Annotated in this window: 11 protein-coding genes; 3 read left to right on the forward strand and 8 right to left on the reverse strand. The window is 61.9% G+C overall.

Features of this window, described 5'->3' with window-relative positions:
• The first annotated feature begins 166 nt into the window (after positions 1-166).
• Together NKI47_RS02920 and ftsZ are read left to right on the forward strand one after the other, a co-directional pair.
• A complete protein-coding gene (locus NKI47_RS02920; RefSeq protein WP_023677190.1) occupies positions 167-1,285 on the forward strand; it encodes an NAD(P)/FAD-dependent oxidoreductase in 1,119 nt (372 codons plus the stop codon).
• A 221-nt stretch (positions 1,286-1,506) separates the two neighbouring features.
• On the forward strand, positions 1,507-2,514 hold the full coding sequence (ftsZ, locus tag NKI47_RS02925) for a cell division protein FtsZ (RefSeq protein ID WP_023677189.1): 1,008 nt from the start codon (positions 1,507-1,509) through the stop codon (positions 2,512-2,514).
• Positions 2,515-2,557: 43 nt separating this feature from the next.
• On the opposite strand, the gene NKI47_RS02930 is transcribed toward ftsZ, so the two are convergent.
• The 7 genes from NKI47_RS02930 to NKI47_RS02960 all read right to left on the reverse strand — a co-directional run bounded on the left by NKI47_RS02930 (position 2,558) and on the right by NKI47_RS02960 (position 11,484).
• Positions 2,558-3,574 (reverse strand): phosphotransferase family protein, encoded by a 1,017-nt coding sequence (locus tag NKI47_RS02930; protein WP_352587517.1) that lies wholly within the window; start codon positions 3,572-3,574, stop codon positions 2,558-2,560.
• Positions 3,575-3,581: 7 nt separating this feature from the next.
• A complete protein-coding gene (locus NKI47_RS02935) occupies positions 3,582-4,823 on the reverse strand; it encodes an acyl-CoA dehydrogenase family protein (protein ID WP_352576516.1) in 1,242 nt (413 codons plus the stop codon).
• A 224-nt stretch (positions 4,824-5,047) separates the two neighbouring features.
• Entirely contained in the window at positions 5,048-7,189 is a 2,142-nt protein-coding gene (locus NKI47_RS02940) for a beta-galactosidase (protein ID WP_352587330.1), read from the reverse strand.
• A gap of 18 nt (positions 7,190-7,207) precedes the next feature.
• A complete protein-coding gene (locus tag NKI47_RS02945; protein WP_352455369.1) occupies positions 7,208-8,347 on the reverse strand; it encodes an ABC transporter ATP-binding protein in 1,140 nt (379 codons plus the stop codon).
• A 58-nt stretch (positions 8,348-8,405) separates the two neighbouring features.
• Positions 8,406-9,257 (reverse strand): carbohydrate ABC transporter permease, encoded by an 852-nt coding sequence (locus NKI47_RS02950; protein ID WP_352576430.1) that lies wholly within the window; start codon positions 9,255-9,257, stop codon positions 8,406-8,408.
• Positions 9,257-10,141, reverse strand: coding sequence for a carbohydrate ABC transporter permease (locus NKI47_RS02955; protein WP_023677182.1), 885 nt, complete (start codon positions 10,139-10,141; stop codon positions 9,257-9,259). The genes NKI47_RS02950 and NKI47_RS02955 overlap by 1 nt, the downstream gene beginning before the upstream one ends.
• A 71-nt stretch (positions 10,142-10,212) precedes the next feature.
• Positions 10,213-11,484 carry an ABC transporter substrate-binding protein gene (locus tag NKI47_RS02960; protein WP_352576428.1) on the reverse strand — a complete coding sequence of 424 codons (1,272 nt, stop codon included), beginning with the start codon at positions 11,482-11,484 and terminating at the stop codon, positions 10,213-10,215.
• Positions 11,485-11,728: 244 nt separating this feature from the next.
• Here NKI47_RS02960 and NKI47_RS02965 point away from each other — a divergent pair, with 244 nt between their 5' ends.
• Positions 11,729-12,931 carry an ROK family transcriptional regulator gene (locus NKI47_RS02965; protein ID WP_352569054.1) on the forward strand — a complete coding sequence of 401 codons (1,203 nt, stop codon included), beginning with the start codon at positions 11,729-11,731 and terminating at the stop codon, positions 12,929-12,931.
• A gap of 26 nt (positions 12,932-12,957) precedes the next feature.
• Here NKI47_RS02965 and NKI47_RS02970 read toward each other — a convergent pair whose 3' ends face one another.
• Positions 12,958-14,328, reverse strand: a complete 1,371-nt coding sequence (locus NKI47_RS02970; protein WP_352587335.1) for an alpha-glucosidase/alpha-galactosidase — start codon at positions 14,326-14,328, stop codon at positions 12,958-12,960.

Genomic DNA, 14,328 nt, shown 5'->3' on the forward strand with positions numbered 1-14,328 from the left:
ACGGCTCCTGATGCTGCACGCGGAACAGTCCTGCCGCCGGTCCGGCTCGGCAGGTCCCCGTGCGTTATGCCGTTTGATGCATCTTTCTCGAACGGTATAGTGTCAAGCGCTTTCGGCAGGGCCAGCGGATGGATGGACGCATGCAGAACTTCGGCTTGACCTAACCGTGGACCATGTCGACTGCATTGTCGCCGGCGCCGGCGTTGTTGGCCTGGCGATCGCGCGAGAGATGGCGCAGCGCGGCATCGGTACGCTGGTCCTGGAAGCCGAGAGCGCTATCGGCACCGGGACAAGCTCGCGCAATTCCGAGGTCATCCATGCCGGCCTCCACTATCCGGTTGGATCGCTGAAGGCCCGGTTCTGCGTGGCCGGCCGGGAAAGACTCTATCGCTATTGCGAGGAGCGGGCGGTCCCACACGCGCGCTGCGGCAAGCTCATCGTTGCCACAAGTGCCGAACAGGAGCCGGTGCTCGCCTCAATCCGGGCCAATGCACGCGCTTGCGGGGCCGGCGACCTGGTGCCTTTGAGCGAAGCCGAGGCGCATGCGCTGGAGCCCAGCCTTAAGTGTACGGCGGCGTTGCTGTCGCCGGCCACCGGGATCATCGACAGCCATGCCCTGATGCTCGCCCTGTTGGGCGACGCCGAGGAGCACGGGGCGGCACTTAGTCTCAACACGCGCATCGCCTCCGGCCGCATCGAAGCAGGCCGCGTCGTGCTCGAGACGGTGGACGCTGCCGGCGGCGAGCGCTTCGAGATCGCCACTCCGCGTTTCGTCAATGCCGCCGGGCTTGGCGCCGCAGCACTTGCCGGTTCGCTTGAAGGGCTCAATCAGCAATTCGTGCCAAAGCTCCATTATGCCAAGGGCAATTATTTTTCGGTGGCCGGCCGGGCGCCGTTCTCGCGATTGATCTATCCGGTGCCCGAACCCGGCGGGCTCGGTGTTCATCTGACACTCGATCTCGACGGCGTCGCCCGCTTCGGGCCGGACGTCGAATGGACCGATCAACTCGACTATCGCGTCGACCCGGCTCGTGGCGAGCGCTTCTACAGCGAGATCCGCAAATACTGGCCGGACCTGGCCGATGGCAGCCTGCAACCCGCTTACAGCGGCATCCGGCCAAAACTGTCCGGTCCCGGTGAGGCCAATGCCGACTTCGTCGTCCAGGACGTGGCGGTGCACGGCGTGGATAGCCTGGTCAACCTGTTCGGCATCGAAAGCCCCGGCCTGACCTCCTGCCTGACGATTGCCGACCATGTCGCGCAGTGCCTCGCGCCGAAGTTGTAGCGTGCGGCGCCACGCGCCATGATCTGCACTGTATCAAGGCGCATTGCGTGAACTTTCAGACGCAAGTCGCCTATGAGGCACATCGCGCACTTGCAGCCCGCTCCGCGCTCTGATTCCCTGCATTCTGGGCTGTCCTGATTCGCACTGCCCGGTTCAGAGTTTTCGCAGTGCGCCCGGGACAAGCTTCCAGCGACCACTCGGCGTATCCAGGGAGAACGGCAATGAACACCGCGACGAGGCCGGTAATCTCGGAGATGAGGCCCAAGATCACCGTCGTCGGGGTCGGCGGCGGCGGCGGCAACGCCGTCAACAACATGATCGCCGAAGGCCTGCAGGGCGCGGAATTCATCGTCGCCAACACCGATGCCCAGGCCCTTGCCATGTCGAAGGCAACGAGGCTGATCCAGTTGGGCGCTCATATCACCGAAGGTCTCGGCGCCGGGTCCCTGCCCGAGGTCGGCCGTGCCGCGGCCGTGGAATCCATCGACGAGATCATGGATCACCTTGCTGGAACGCACATGTGCTTCGTGACCGCCGGCATGGGAGGCGGAACCGGCACCGGTGCCGCGCCTGTTATAGCGCAGGCAGCGCGGGCAGCTGGAATACTGACCGTTGCCGTCGTCACCAAGCCATTCGTCTTCGAAGGCAGGCGCCGCATGTACGCTGCCGATGAGGGCATCGAGCGCCTGCGCGAAAGCGCCGATACCGTCATCGTCATTCCCAACCAGAACCTGTTCAGGATCGCCGACGCCAGAACCACGTTCGCCGACGCCTTCGCCATGGCCGACCGGGTCCTCTATGCGGGTGTCGGCTGCATCACCGATCTGATCGTCAAGGAAGGCCTGATCAATCTCGACTTCGCCGATGTGAAGTCGGTGATGCGCGACATGGGCCGCGCCATGATGGGAACCGGCGAAGCCGCCGGAGAAGGCCGCGCCAAGAAGGCAGCGGAAGCGGCAATCGCCAACCCGCTGCTCGACGAAGCTTCGATGATGGGCGCCAAGGGCGTCCTTGTCTCGATATCGGGCGGCATGGACATGACGCTGTTCGAGGTCGACGAAGCCGCTACCCGCATCCGCGAGGAGGTCGACAACGATGCCGACATCATCGTCGGCGCCATCTTCGACAAGGCACTCGCCGGAAAATTCAGGGTGTCGGTCGTGGCGACCGGCTTGCGGCGTGGCTTGGAGATTCCACTGCTTGCCGAACCGGAAGTTCGCATGAACTGAACGCGTATCGCTGCAACTCGCTCAGCCGACTGCCAGCCTCGCGTCACCAGGGCCGCGCGCCGTCGATGACTTCCATGGCGCGTGCAGCAAAACGGCCGGCCAGCGGTGCCACATCCGCCGCATCGGCCGCAACCGCGCTGCCGGCCAGCACGCGGTCGGCGATGCCGACGAAGATCACGGCAAAGCGGAACATGGCAAACACCAGATGGAACCGCTGCAGCGGCGCCGTCGGCACGGCGTGGGCGAAGTAATGATCGAGGAATTCGCGCTGTGTCGGAATCCCGAGGGCTGCCTGATCAAGGCCGAGGATGCCGCCATATTCGTCCGATGAGGAATGCCAGGGCATCGAGCAGAAGCCGACATCGGCAAGCGGATGACCAAGCGTCGACAATTCCCAGTCGAGAATGCCGATCACCTCGGGCCGCTCGGGATGGAAGATGAGATTGCCGAGACGGAAATCGCCATGCGCGATCGAGACGCGGCCGTCATCTGGCGGAAGATGTCGCGGCAGCCATTCGGCGACGGCTTCGAGCGCGGCAATGCGCTCGCTCGGCGATTCCCGCAACTGTCTGGTCCAGCGCGCGATCTGTCGCTCAAAATAGTTCCCGGGACGGCCATAGTCGCCGAGCCCAACCTCTTCCGGCCGGACTGCGTGCAGCTTTGCCAGCGCCTCGGCCGTGCCGAAATAGATGCCGCGCCGCTCGTCCGGCGCCAGTCCCGGCAACGAGCCATCGTGGAACACCCGGCCGTCGAGCCGCTGCATCAGATAGAACGGCGTGCCGAGCGGCTCGTCGCCGTCGTGATAGAGCACCGGCCGCGGCACCGGCACCTTTGTCGACGCTAGCGCCTTGATCACCCGGTACTCGCGATCGACCGCATGAGCGCTGCGCAGGATCGGTCCCGGAGGTTTCTTGCGCAGAACCATGCGGCGGCCGCCATAGTCGACGAAATACGTCGGGTTGGATTGGCCGCCGACGATCCGCTCAAGCGACATTTGGCCATCGCCAAAATGCGCTCTCAGAAAATCCTCCAGGCGTACTGGATCGAAATCCATCCTCATTGCCAGCTCAGCGGTTCCCGCCGCGACCTGTTTCGTCTTGTCTGCCGGCTTCGACATGCCAGCGCCAGAAGCCCGCACCTTCCTCGTTGAGAAAGCGGTTGAGCACCATCTTGTGGACCTCGTCGGCGCCGTCGACCAGGCGAGCCTGGCGGGCGTAGCGGTAGATCCATTCGAGTACAGTGTCTTTCGAATAGCCGCGGGCGCCGTTGATCTGGATCGCCACGTCGGCGGCGTCGTGCAGCACGTTGGCGACCTGGATCTTGGCCATGGAGACCTCCTTGCGGGCAAAGCCGCCGCGATCGAGCTCCCAGGCCGCCTTCATCACCAGCAGCCGCCCGATCTCGATGCGCATGGCAAGGTCGCCGAGCATCAGCTGGATACTCTCACGGTCGGCCAAAAGCTGCCCGAAACCGCTACGCTCGGCGGCATAGGCGCGCGCGATCTCGATGCAGCGCTTGGCAAGCCCGAGCCAACGCATGCAATGGGTGAGCCGCGCCGGACCGAGCCGGACCTGGGTAACCCGGAGGCCGCTGCCTTCGCCGGCAAGCACGTCCTCGACCGGGACTTCCAGGCCGTCGAACTCCAGCTCGCAATGGCCGCCATGTTCTTCCGGTCCCATGATCTCGATGCGCCGCACGATCCGCCAGCCCGGCTGGTCCTTGTGGAACAGCAAGGCCGAAAGGCCGTGACGCGGATCGTCCGAAGTGCGCGCAATGAGAATGAAGTGGCTCGCCTCTTGCGCGCCGGTGATGAACCATTTGCGGCCTTTGACGACATATCTGTCGCCACGCCGTTCGGCTCTGGTCATGATCATCGACGGGTCGGAGCCGCCGCCCGGGTGCGGTTCCGTCATTGCAAAGGCCGAGCGCACCTTGCCCTCGACGATCGGTTTCAGCCATCTTTGCTTCTGCTCCGGCGTCCCCAGTCGCTCCAGCACCATCATGTTGCCGTCGTCGGGGGCCGCGGAATTGAACACGACCGGACCGAAGATCGAGCGGTTCATCTCTTCATAGCAGACGGCCATATCCACCTTGGAAAGGCCGGCCCCGCCGGTCTCGGGTTTCAGTTGCAGGCACCACAGGCCGGCTGCTTTCGCCTTGCCCCGCAGCGTTTCAAGCAGCGGCAGCGCAATATTGCCATGGCCGTCATAGCAAGCCTTGTCAGCCTCGAGCGGCAGGATTTCGCGCTCGACGAAATCGGCGATCCGGCTGCGGAAGGCCTCGGTTCGGACGGAAATGTCGAAATTCATGGCGCTCACAAGGATGAAACGAGATGCCGCCATCGGCTCCGATGGTCGCGGCCGGTAGTGTAACTGCCGTCGTTGAATGGGAGCAACAGCAGTTCGCCGGCCGTTCCTTGCGCACGTCAAAGCGCCGGTTCGATATGGATCGATGCCGGCGTGCTGCCGATGGCGGTCGAATTCCAGGATCAAAGAGTACTCAGGTTTCGTATGGCTAACGTCCGCGACAATGCTCAGATCAATTCGAGGACAGCGCAGCCATAGCCGTCCAGCGTCAACACTCCGGAGACAGGTCCTTCGCTATCGAGCAGGTTGCTGCCGAAGGGAACGCCGGTTACCGCAACGGGCGTGTCTTTGATGTTTTGCACGAACAGCAGCCGGCGTTCGTCATTCTCGCGCATCGTGACCTCGACGCCGTCCGGCAGATCCGGAACCAGAGGCTCCACATTCGCATCCACGAAAGTGCGCGTAGCGAGTTGAGCTGTCAGCTCCGGGGTTAGATAAGTGCCGACATAGAGCACACGGCCCTTGCCGACGGCGCGGGAGGTAATTGCGGGCGTTCCCGCCGCATAGCGGTTCGACCAAACCCCTACAATTTCGACTTCCGGTTCGACTGCGAGGTTCTCATAGAAATAACCGGCATCGAACTCGTGGTTTCCGACGGTGAAACGACGGATACGGCGGCTGGATTCGGCCGGTCTGTCGGGAGGAATGACGAGCCCGCCGGAGCGCGACATGGTATTGAACAGGCCATTGGCCCCGGGTGCCGCCAGCCGCCCGAAATCCTCGACGCGAACGCCGGTCAGCTTCGACAGCGACTGGCCCGGCGCTGTCTCGCGGATGACGTGGTTGTTTTCGTCGCGGGTTCCCGTGCGCGCGCCGATGATGACGGTACCGCCATTTTCGGCAAAGACTTGCAGCCGCTCGGTCCAGCTGTCCTTCCAGATCACCCAATGCGGCACGTAGAACACCTTGAGCTTCGACAGATCGTCTTCCGGGTGGATGAAGCCGCAGGCGATGCCGCGGTCATAGCAATACTGATGCAGCAAGGTTGCATCATCCTGCGGACTTGGCAGGCCGATGGGGAAGGTCTTGTGGGCTTCCTGATTGTCGAAGTCCGAGCCGGCGATGCCGACATCCATCCGCACATGGGTGCCTAGGATCTTGTCTTTAAGCGCCGTCATCTCGGTGGCGAACTGCCTGGCTTCGTCATAGCGGCGGCGAGCGACATCATCGTGATCGATGATGCCCATCCAGTATATCTCGGCGCCGAAATGTGCGGGACGCCAGCGGAAGAACATGATCCCATCGGCGCCACGCGCAACCGACGACATCGCCATGCGTCGCATTTCGCCCGGCTCCGGCGTCAGCGTGCAGAAGCCCGGCTGGGCGCCAAAACCCGACTGTTGTTCCGGCACTATGTAGTTGCCGGAAAATCCCCGGCAGATGTCGAGATGCAGCGCCTGGATCTTGGCGTGATTGCCGAGGCGAAAGAACTCGTCATAGAGGAACGGATAGATGTCGTAGCCGACGAAGTCGAGATCGGTGGAGAATTGGCCGCGAAAGTCGATGTCACGCAATCCGCCGAGATTGTGGAAGATGAACCAACTGGCATTCGCTTTTCTCAGGATCTCGACCTGGTCGTGCTGGAACCGTGCTGTCGAAAAGCCGAGAAAACGGTGGTAGTCCTGGAGGTGACCGGGACCGGGAAAGGACGGGGAAAAATCCAGCGGGAAGACAATTTCGCTGAAATCGCCGTAAGCCGTCGCCCAGAAATCGCCACCCCAGGCGAAGTTCAGCCTGTCTATCGTCTTGTAGGTTTCCTGGAGATAAGCCTGGAATTCCTTCAATGCCGACGGCGAATAGGATTCCGGCATGCTGGTGTTGAGTTCGTTGTCGGTCTGCCAGCCTATGACATTTGCATTGTCGCGGTAGTGGTCCGCCATCGCGTTGGTGATCTTGCGGCTATAGTCGCGAAACACCGGGCTGCTGGTGTCGGCATACTGGCGCGAGCCGTGGCCCATCGACCGGCCATTTCCATCAAGCCGCAGGATTTCCGGATGCTTTGCGGTCAGCCAGCGCGGCGGAGTGGCGGTCGGCGTGCACAAGATCGTGTTGACGCCGTGACGCGCCAGCCCCTCGATTGCCCGGTCGAACAGGCTGAAATCGAAGATGCCTTCACGCGGTTCGAAAATGTGCCAGGCGAATTCGCCGAGGCGGGCGACGTTGAAGCCGGCCTCGGCCATGCGCCTGGCGTCATTGTCCCAGTAACTCTCGTCCACATGCTCGGGGTAATGCGGCGCGCCGACCAGAAAGCGGTCGGTCTGGATCGTGCGCCAGACCGACAGGGCGCGGCCGTTTGAAGTCTTGTTCACGAAGGATACTCCTGCAGGTCAGTCGGTGATGGTGGATTTGCGGGCACTGATTGTCCGCTCATCGACAGAGGAAAAGAGATAGACGTCACGCGGCTCGACCTTGAAGCCGACGGTCGCATCGGCGGCGACGGCACTCGCATGGCCGATCTGGACGGTGACGTTGCCGCTGCCGCTTTCGGAACTGACGCATTGCAGCGGGCCGGCGTCGGCATAGAGGATGGTCTCGCGGCCGAGATGCTCGACCAGCCGTACCCGTCCTGCAAAACTCGCTGTCCCTTCCGCGGCCAAGCTGATGCTCTCCGGCCGAATCCCCATCGTCACCCTATCGCCGACCTGTACGGATGCCGCTTCCGTCAGTTCGACAGTCAAAGGAGAAAGACCGGCGGTCGACAGCGTGGCGGCGCCGCCGGAGACGGCGGCGACGGTCACTTCGAAAAAATTCATCCGGGGTGCGCCGAGGAAGCCCGCGACGAAAAGGTTGGCCGGATTGCGATAAAGTTCGAGCGGAGCGCCCACCTGCTCGACCGAGCCGCGATTGAGCACGACGATACGGCTCGCCATTGTCATCGCCTCGGTCTGGTCGTGCGTGACATAGACCATGGTGGCGCCGAGCCTGGCGTGCAGATCGGAAAGCTCGACGCGCATCTGCGTGCGCAGCGCTGCGTCAAGGTTGGATAGCGGTTCGTCGAACAGGAACACGTCGGGCGAGCGGGTTATGGCACGGCCGATCGCCACACGCTGACGCTGGCCGCCGGAAAGCTGTTTCGGCCGCTTGTCGAGCTGGTCGGTAATGCGAAGGATCTTGGCGGCTCGCAGCACGGCGGCATCGATCTCGGCCTTGGGGCGATGCGCCATGCGCAGGCCGAAACCCATGTTCTCGGCGACCGTCATATGCGGGTAAAGCGCATAGGACTGGAAGACCATGGCAATGCCGCGCTCACCCGGCTCGGTGGTGGTGACATCACGGCCGTTGATGAGAATTTCACCGGTCGAGACGGTTTCAAGCCCGGCGATGATCTTCAACAGCGTTGACTTGCCACAGCCGGACGGCCCGACGGTGACAATGAACTCGCCCTGTTCGACGCTGAGATCGATGCCGCGCAGCGCGTGGTAGCTGCCATAATTCTTTTGTATCTGCCGGAGTTCAAGACTGGTCATGGAGCCCTGCTTGCGAAATGAGTTTCGGATCGGGGCGACGCCTTGAAGCCATGGTCGCTCATCCCTTGACCGCTCCCATGGTGAGGCCGGTGATGAAGTGCTTCTGCATTAGGAAGAACATGGCAACCGGCGGCAAAGCCACAACGATGGTTCCGGCCGAGATCAAGTTCCAGGCCGAAACCCATTCGCCGCGCAGGTTGGCCAGGCCGGCGGTTACCGGTTTGACGGTATCGCTGATGGTGAGCACGACCGCCCAGAAATAATCGTTCCAGATGAAGGTGAAGAGCAGGATCGCCAGCGCCGCAAGAGCCGGCCGCACCAGCGGCACCACGACATGTACCAATGTCTGAAACGGTGTCGCGCCCTCGGCCCTGGCGGCCTGAAACAGTTCTCCCGGCAACGCGGCGATGAAGTTGCGCATGAACAGTGTCGCAAACCCGGTCTGGAAGGCGATGTGGAAGATGATCAGGGCGGCCATCGTGTCGTAGAGGTTGAGCCGCACCATGAGATCGCGCACCGGGATCATCATGATCTGGTGCGGCAGGAAGTTTCCGCCGACGAACAGGGCGAAGACGAGCATGTTGCCGCGAAAACGGTAACGGGCGAGCACGAACCCGGCGAGCGTGCTCAAGATGAGAACGCCGATCACCGAGGGGATGGTGATCGTCAGGCTGTTGAGGAAGTAGCGGGCCATCGGCGTCTGGGTGAAGACCGCCGTGTAGTTGTCGACCAGGCCGAATTGGGTCGGCCAGCCCCACAGATTGCCGCCCATGACATCCTGCGTAGAGCGGAACGAGGTAAGGATGATGGCAAAGAGCGGCGCCAGCCAGACAATCAGGATGCCGACCACCAGCACGACATAGAGGCCACGCTGCCAAATAGCAATCTCGGGAATCGGGCGGGGAAACATCAGCCGCCTCTTTCATCGGCGCGGATCATCCGCGTCAGGTACCAGGCGATGAAGACCGCCATGATCACGAACAGCACCGAGGCAATGGCCGCGCCATAGCCGAAGCGGTAGGAAAATATGGACTGCTCGAACATCTGATAGGCAAGCACCTCGGACGAACCGAAGGGGCCGCCGCTGGTCATCACCGAGACCATGTCGAAGGAACGCAGTGCGCCGACGACAGTGACGGCGATGGCGATAAAGGTGACCTGCGTCAGCTGCGGCAACACGATGTGGCGCAGCATGTTCCAGCCCCTGGCGCCGTCGACCCGCCCGGCGCCGATCAGGTCCTCGCTGAGATTGTTGAGGCCGGCGAGATAGAGCACCATGCAGAAGGCGATCTGCGGCCACAACGCTGCGATCACGACGGCGAAGGTGACGAAATTTTCATCCGACAGCACTGCCGGGGCGGTCGCGCCGAAGGTGCGGAATATCAGGGCGAGAAGTCCGAATTCCGGCGTATAGACCCAGGTGAAGACCACGCCGACGGCAACCGAAGCCAGCACCAGCGGAATGAAGAACAGCGATTTGAGCAGGCGCATGCCGCGGATTTTCTGGTTGACGAGCAGCGCGATGGCGAGGCCGAGCGGCGGCGCCAGCATGAACATCACCAACCAGATCAGATTGTTCTTCAGCGAAACATAGAACTGCGGGTCGGCGAACAGTTCGCGGTAGTTGCCGAGGCCGATCCAGACCATCGGGCTGAAGCCGTCCCATTCGTGCAGGCTGATCCATAGGCTCTCGACCGCAGATGCCAGAATGACGACGGAAAACAGCACAGCGGCGGGCAGAATCAGAAGTGTCGGTGTCAGCCACCAGCGATGGCGGCGCCAAAGCTTCGTCATTTTGGGAGACCTCATTCACGGAAAGCATCGGGGAGCAGAGCACGAACCCCGCTCCCCTCCGCTGGGAGGCGCTAGATCTTGAAGATCCGGCGACGGGTTCCCTCGAGACGCTGAAGAATGGCGTCCCGGCGCTCCGGCTTGGCCATGAATTCCTGGAAGCCGACCAGGCCGGCCTGGGCCATGTCGGGATCGGTATCGCGGTCGTAATATTGCGATGTGCCGGCCACCGTCTTCAGGCTTTCCACGGCTGCGTTGACCAGCGGATCCTTGCTGGCCGGAAGGTCGTTGCGCGGCGGAACGTTGCCGCCAGGTTCCAGATAAGGGCCGAAATTTTCCGGCTGGTAGAAGAAGGCGAGGAACTCGCGGGCACCCGCCTTGTTCTTGGCGTTGGCCGGGATGTGGACCGAATTGACCGAGAATTCTTCGTAGCGGTCGAGGGCGCCGTCAATCTTCGGGAAAGGAGCGAATGTCAGCTGCTCGAGATCCTGCTCAGGGAAAGTAGCCTTCACGAAGGCACCGAGGTTCATCATGCCGGCCTTCTTCTGGGCGAGGAAGGCGCCGGCCTCCTGCCAGCCGAACGACGTCTGATCCGGTGTGAAGAAACCCTGCTTGATCAGCTCTTCCCAGTGGTCGAAAACAGGCGTCAGCGCCGGGTCGGTGTAAGCCATCTTGCCGTTCATCAAGGCAAAGTGCTTGTCGAGACCGTTGATCCGCAGGTTCATCTGGTCGAACCATCCGGCCGCCGGCCAGAGTTCCTTGGTGCCGATGCTGACGGGAATAAGGCCGGCAGCCTTGGACTTCTGGCCGTAAGCCAGGAATTCGTCCCAGGTCGCCGGCACCGTCAGTCCGTGCTCGGCAAAGACGTCCTTGCGATAGAACATGCCCCACATCGTGCCGCCAGTCGGCAGGCCATACTGCTTGCCGTCGACAGTGACGGCACCGGTCATGGCACCCAGCACGTCCTTGTACTTTTCCTTCTCGAACAGATCCGAAATGTCGTCGAACAGGCCGCGGGTGACGAAGGCGCGCATGCGGTTTCCGGAGAACCAGAAGCAGACATCCGGCGCCCCGGCGACAAGGTAGTTGCGGATCGCGGTCTTGTGGGCCTCGTGATCCATATTGTTGATCACAACCTTGGTGCCGGACTGCTTCTCGAAGTCGGCCGCAATGCGCCGCAAGATCCGCAGGGCATCGGCATTGTTTTCGTCTGAAATGATGGTGACTTCGCTCGACTGGCTGAGTGCCGGCATCGGGAAGCCCGCGAGGGCTCCAGCGGAAATGCCCCCAGCTCCCTTCAGGAAATTGCGCCGCGTCGACGGCTTTTCAATCCACTTGAACGTCATTGTTACTCCTCCCGTGTTGTCAATTTCTCTACTGGCACACCGGCCGGCGCGGTTGTTCTTCTCACCGGCACCGCTCACCTCCCGGGCAAGGGAATATGCTTGCCCGCTCCTTCAGAGCGCGGTGATATTGCTAACCGGATTAATTTCGCTGACCCCCGGTTCGGGTGTTGAACAGTCGGGCAAACTTATGCATACGTTTTCTCGAGAGGCAATAATTAATTTACAAAATTAAGAAAGCGGATCCGTGAAGCTCAAGGGTGACCCGAGCACGACTCGGGCGATGAACCGCAGACTGATCCTCAATCTCTTGCGGCAGGAAGGAGCGCGCAGCCGGGCCGACATAGCGTCAGTTACCGGCCTTAGTCCGGCAGCGGTCACCTTCGTCGTGGCCGACCTCATCGAGGATGGCCTGCTGATCGAAGGCAAGACAGTCGTGGGCTCGGCTGGGCGCCGCCCTATCCCGGTGGATATCAACTATGCCAACGGCCTTGCCATAGGTTTCAAGCTGATGGTCGGATCGGTCGAATGCGTGGTCACCGATCTTGCGACCAATCCGCTGGGCTCTCTGCGCGTCAAGCTCTCGGACAGCGATCCCGACCATATCATAGCGACCTTGGCCAAGGCGGTGCCGGAGCTGATTTCGATTGTCGATCGGCCCGCTGCCAAGCTTGCCGGGATCGGCATTTCAATGCCTGGCGTCATAGACAACCAGAAGGCTGTGTGTATCCGCAGCAATCGCTACAACTGGGACAACGTTCCCCTTGGCCCGATGCTGGCCGAACTGGTAGACGTCCCCGTGTGGCTTGAGGACGACACCAATGCCTATGCCATTGCCCAGCAACTCTTCGGCCTCGGACGCCAGCACCGCAATATGGCCGTGCTGGCGATCGGCGTCGGAATCGGCTGCGCGCTCGTCTTCGATGGCAAACTCTATCGCGGCGCGAACGGTGCCGCCGGCAAGTTCGGCCACAGCTCTTATGAGGAGAACGGCCGCCTTTGCGAGTGCGGAAAACGCGGCTGCTTGATGGCCTATTACGCCGAGCCGGCGATCCTGCGCACCTGGCGCGAAGCCACCGGGCACAACGAAACGGATAGCAAAGTCAGCCTTATGGCAGCCTTGGCAGACCGCGAACCGCGAGCCGTCGCCATTCTCGAAGAAGCCGGACATGGCATCGGCCGGCATCTCGCCAATCTTGTCAACATCACCGACCCGGAGGTCATTGTCGTCGGCGGTGAAGCCGTGTCGTTTGGCGATGCGCTGTTTGGCCCAATGCGGCTGACGCTTGGGAAAAATACCTTTCGCGCGGCACCACCAATGCTGCTGGACTGGGAGGACAATTCCTGGGCAAGGGGAGCGGCTGCTCTCGTAACGCAGAAGCTCTTTGATTTCGAAACATCTGCCGGCAACGCCGCTCCGCTTTCAAAGCCGGCCCTATGGTCGGCATAGGTGAGTGAAACAGACAGCCCTGCGCCTCAGGCCGCCCGAACGCTGCGCGCTCCACGCGCCCAGGCCGGCAGCCAATCGCCATGCGCAACCAGCAAATCATCGACCAGCGACCATATCTGGTCGAGGTCGAGCTCGGCCGCCGTGTGCGGGTCCATCATCGCCGCGTGATAGATGTGCTCGCGGTTCTCGGTCATCAGCGCTTGGACCGTCAGCTCCTGGACGTTGAGATTGGTGCGGATCAGCGCGGTGAGCTGCACCGGCAGGTCGCCAATGAACGTGGGTTGAATGCCGGAGGCGTCGACGAGGCATGGCACCTCGGCCGCGCAATTATACGGCAATGTCGTGATGCAGCCATTGTTGCGGACGTTGCCGTAGATCACCGACGGCTCGCCGGTCCAGACCGAGTTCATGATCGAGGACGCATATTCCTTCGACTGCTCCACTTCGATCTTGTCAGCCGAGCGATAGGCTTCCGCTTGCCCCTTCCAGCGTTCGATCTGCTCGATGCAGCGCTTCGGGTATTCGTCGAGCGGGATACCGAATTTCTCGATCAGATCCTCGCGCCCGTCCTTGATGAAATAGGGCGTGTATTCCGCGAAATGTTCGGAGCTCTCGGTGACGAAGTAACCGAGGCGCTTCAGCATCTCGTAGCGCACCTTGTTCGGGCAGCGCGGATTCCATCCAGGCTTCGGCGCCCGCCCTTCGCTGTAGGCGCGCAGCAGATCCGGATAGAGATTGCGGTAGGAGCCGTCCGGCTGGCGATGCTCGAACTTCAGGTAGAAGGCCATGTGATTGATGCCGGCCGAGCGGTAGCGAATCTCCTCGCAGGGAATGTCGAGATCATGCGCCAGCTCCATTGCCGTGCCTTGCACCGAATGGCAGAGGCCGACCTGCTTGATGTCGGGGTATTTCTCCGCGATCGCCCAGGTGTTGATCGCCATCGGGTTGACATATTGCAGCATGATCGCCTGCGGGCAGACCGCGAGCATGTCCTCGCAGATCTTCCAGAGATGCGGCACGGTTCTCAACCCTCGCATGATACCGCCGACACCGAGCGTATCGGCGATGGTCTGGCGCAGCCCGTATTTCTTCGGAATTTCGAAATCGGTCACCGTGCAGGGCTCGTAGCCGCCGATCTGGAAGGCGACGACGACGAAATCGGCGCCCGCCAGCGCCTTGCGCTGGTCCGAATAGGTTTCGGCTTTGGCCTTTACGCCAAGCGTCGAGATCAGCTTGCCGACGACGATTGCGCTTTCCTCGAGCCGTTGCGGATTGATGTCCATCAGCGCGATCGTCGCGCCGGATAAAGCCGGACGCTGCAATATGTCGCCGACGATGTTCCTCATGAACACCGTCGAGCCAGCTCCGATGAAAGCGACCTTGGGATTTCTTGCCAC

The sequence above is a fragment of the Mesorhizobium sp. M0633 genome, assembly GCF_040320645.1.
In the GTDB taxonomy this organism is placed as follows: Bacteria; Pseudomonadota; Alphaproteobacteria; order Rhizobiales; family Rhizobiaceae; genus Mesorhizobium.

Bases quoted from the DNA above. Each gene is read 5' to 3' on its own strand.
- NKI47_RS02935 (WP_352576516.1), bottom strand. From the start codon at position 4,823: ATGAATTTCGACATTTCCGTCCGAACCGAGGCCTTCCGCAGCCGGATC.
- NKI47_RS02930 (WP_352587517.1), bottom strand. From the start codon at position 3,574: ATGAGGATGGATTTCGATCCAGTACGCCTGGAGGATTTTCTGAGAGCG.
- NKI47_RS02945 (WP_352455369.1), bottom strand. From the start codon at position 8,347: ATGACCAGTCTTGAACTCCGGCAGATACAAAAGAATTATGGCAGCTAC.
- NKI47_RS02955 (WP_023677182.1), bottom strand. From the start codon at position 10,141: ATGACGAAGCTTTGGCGCCGCCATCGCTGGTGGCTGACACCGACACTT.
- NKI47_RS02950 (WP_352576430.1), bottom strand. From the start codon at position 9,257: ATGTTTCCCCGCCCGATTCCCGAGATTGCTATTTGGCAGCGTGGCCTC.
- ftsZ (WP_023677189.1), top strand. From the start codon at position 1,507: ATGAACACCGCGACGAGGCCGGTAATCTCGGAGATGAGGCCCAAGATC.
- NKI47_RS02960 (WP_352576428.1), bottom strand. From the start codon at position 11,484: ATGACGTTCAAGTGGATTGAAAAGCCGTCGACGCGGCGCAATTTCCTG.